At 60.8% G+C, this 2,021-nt stretch carries 2 protein-coding genes and 2 pseudogenes; 3 read left to right on the top strand and 1 reads right to left on the bottom strand.

Features of this window, described 5'->3' with window-relative positions; all coding sequences use genetic code 11:
- Positions 1–295, bottom strand: a pseudogene (locus WCA53_RS28525) (class I SAM-dependent methyltransferase); the annotation flags it as partial.
- Between the two features lie 13 nt (positions 296–308).
- On the opposite strand from WCA53_RS28525, the gene WCA53_RS28530 reads away from it, so the two are divergent.
- The 3 genes and pseudogenes from WCA53_RS28530 to WCA53_RS28540 form a co-directional block, all read left to right on the top strand.
- Positions 309–1,145: an SDR family oxidoreductase gene (locus WCA53_RS28530; RefSeq protein WP_423918912.1), complete on the top strand. Its 837-nt coding sequence runs from the start codon at positions 309–311 to the stop codon at positions 1,143–1,145.
- 34 nt (positions 1,146–1,179) lie between these two features.
- Complete coding sequence (locus tag WCA53_RS28535; protein ID WP_423918915.1) at positions 1,180–1,584, top strand: dihydroneopterin aldolase; 405 nt, start codon at positions 1,180–1,182, stop codon at positions 1,582–1,584.
- Positions 1,585–1,652: 68 nt separating this feature from the next.
- Positions 1,653–2,021, top strand: a pseudogene (locus WCA53_RS28540) (tRNA 2-thiocytidine(32) synthetase TtcA); the annotation flags it as partial.

The raw sequence follows: 2,021 nt of genomic DNA on the forward strand, positions 1-2,021 counted from the left end.
CGCGCAACGCCTGCGCAACCGGCCGTGCCAAGGTCGCCGCGAACAGCGGCGACATTTCCGGGGCGGTGACGAAGTCGCTGCCGTCGTCGCCGCGTCGGCCGAATTTCATCGCGCCACCGCTGTAATAGCCGAGGCCGGGCGCGTAAAGCGCGAGCTCCATATATCGATTAAACGGCAGCCAGCCACCCGCCGACGCGATTTCCGCGCGGATTCGGGCGACCAGCGCTTCGGACTGCGCAAGCGCGTCGGGGCCGGGAGCAGGTAAACTGTCGGCTTGATGAGTATTTGGATTCATTCCCGCATTGTAAATGACCCCTTCTTCGTCCGTTTCGTCACCGTCTTCAGCTTCTTCGGCTGGGAAAGCACGCGTCGTTTTGATCACCGGCGCGGCAATACGCATTGGCCGCGGCCTCGCGCTCGGTTTCGCCGCGCGCGGATGGGACGTGGCCGTGCATTTCGGCGGCTCAGCGACCGAAGCTGCGGAAGTCGTCGCGTCGATTCGTGCGCTCGGCCGTAAAGCTGTCGCCCTGCGAGCGAATCTTGGCGTGGAAAGCGAAGTGCTGACGCTCGTTCCGGCGTGCATCGAAACGCTGGGCAGACTGGATTGCGTGCTGAACTGCGCATCGAGTTTTGTCGAAGATACGGCGCGCGATTTCGGCTACGCGAAGTTGCTGGAAATGATGGCGATCAATGTAGGTGCACCGCTCGCACTGGCGCGCGCGTTATTCGACTCGACGCCCGATTCCGCTATCGATGACGAAACGCAGCGCACCTGCGTAATCAACGTGCTCGATCAGAAGCTGTACAACATGAATCCCGACTACTTGTCGTACACGCTCACCAAGGCCGCGCTGGAAAACGCGACCGTCGCGCTGGCTCAGGCGCTCGCGCCGAAGTTGCGCGTCGTGGGCCTGGCACCGGGCCTCACGCTGCAATCGGCCGGTCAGACGCCGGAAGAGTTCGAGTCGGCGCATCGCGTGACACCATTGCGGCGCGCATCGACCGTGCAGGATCTCGTCGATGCAGCCTGCTATCTGGCGGACGCCCGCGGCGTGACGGGCACGACGCTCGTAGTCGACGGCGGCCAGCACCTCGTGCCTTCGCCGCGCGACATCATGTTTTTGACCGGCGCACGCGCCCCCTAAATTATTAGTTGCTTCGATTCACCTGGACACAACCATGCTTGCGGCTCTTTCACATCCCCGGCTCGCCGATTGCCGGCGCCTTTTTCTGCGCAATTACGAAGTGCGCATCAACATCGGCGTGCATGATTTTGAAAAGCAGGGCGAGCAGCGCGTCGTGATCAACGTCGAATTGTTCGTTCCGCTGTCGGCTTCGACGCCGGTTGAGGACAAGCTGCGCGAAGTCGTCGATTACGATTTCATGCGCTCGACGATCGCAACGCGCGTATCCCGAGGGCATATCCACCTGCAGGAAACGCTGTGCGACGACGTAGCCGCCGCCTTGCTCGAACATCCCGATGTCAGGGCCGTGGTGGTATCGACGGAAAAGCCGGACGTTTATCCCGATTGCGACGCCGTGGGTGTCGAAGTCTTTCGCATCAAAGAGGTCTTCTCGGTATGAATTCGCTAACTGAAGCTGAAGCGCCTGAAGCTGAAGCGCCCGTTGCTGAAGCGCCCGTTCAAAAGCCCATGCGCGAGCCGCTGACGCGTCGCGAGCAGAAGCAGGCGTACGACAACAACAAGTTGTTCAAGCGGCTGGCGCGTCAGGTTGGCGAGGCCGTTACCGACTACAAGATGATCGAAGACGGCGACAAGGTCATGGTATGCCTGTCGGGCGGCAAGGATTCTTACGCGATGCTCGAACTGCTGATGCGGTTGCGCGAGCGCGCCCCGATCAATTTCGACATTGTGGCCGTCAATCTCGATCAGAAGCAGCCGGGGTTTCCGGAGCACATCCTGCCCGAGTATTTGAGCAAGCTCGACATCCCATTTCATATCGAAAACCAGGATACGTACAGCATCGTCAAGCGGCTAGTGCCTGAAGGGAAGACCACGTGT

The organism is Caballeronia sp., assembly GCF_049581465.1.
Taxonomy (GTDB): domain Bacteria; phylum Pseudomonadota; class Gammaproteobacteria; order Burkholderiales; family Burkholderiaceae; genus Caballeronia.

Bases quoted from the DNA above. Each gene is read 5' to 3' on its own strand.
- WCA53_RS28530 (WP_423918912.1), top strand. From the start codon at position 309: ATGACCCCTTCTTCGTCCGTTTCGTCACCGTCTTCAGCTTCTTCGGCT.
- WCA53_RS28535 (WP_423918915.1), top strand. From the start codon at position 1,180: ATGCTTGCGGCTCTTTCACATCCCCGGCTCGCCGATTGCCGGCGCCTT.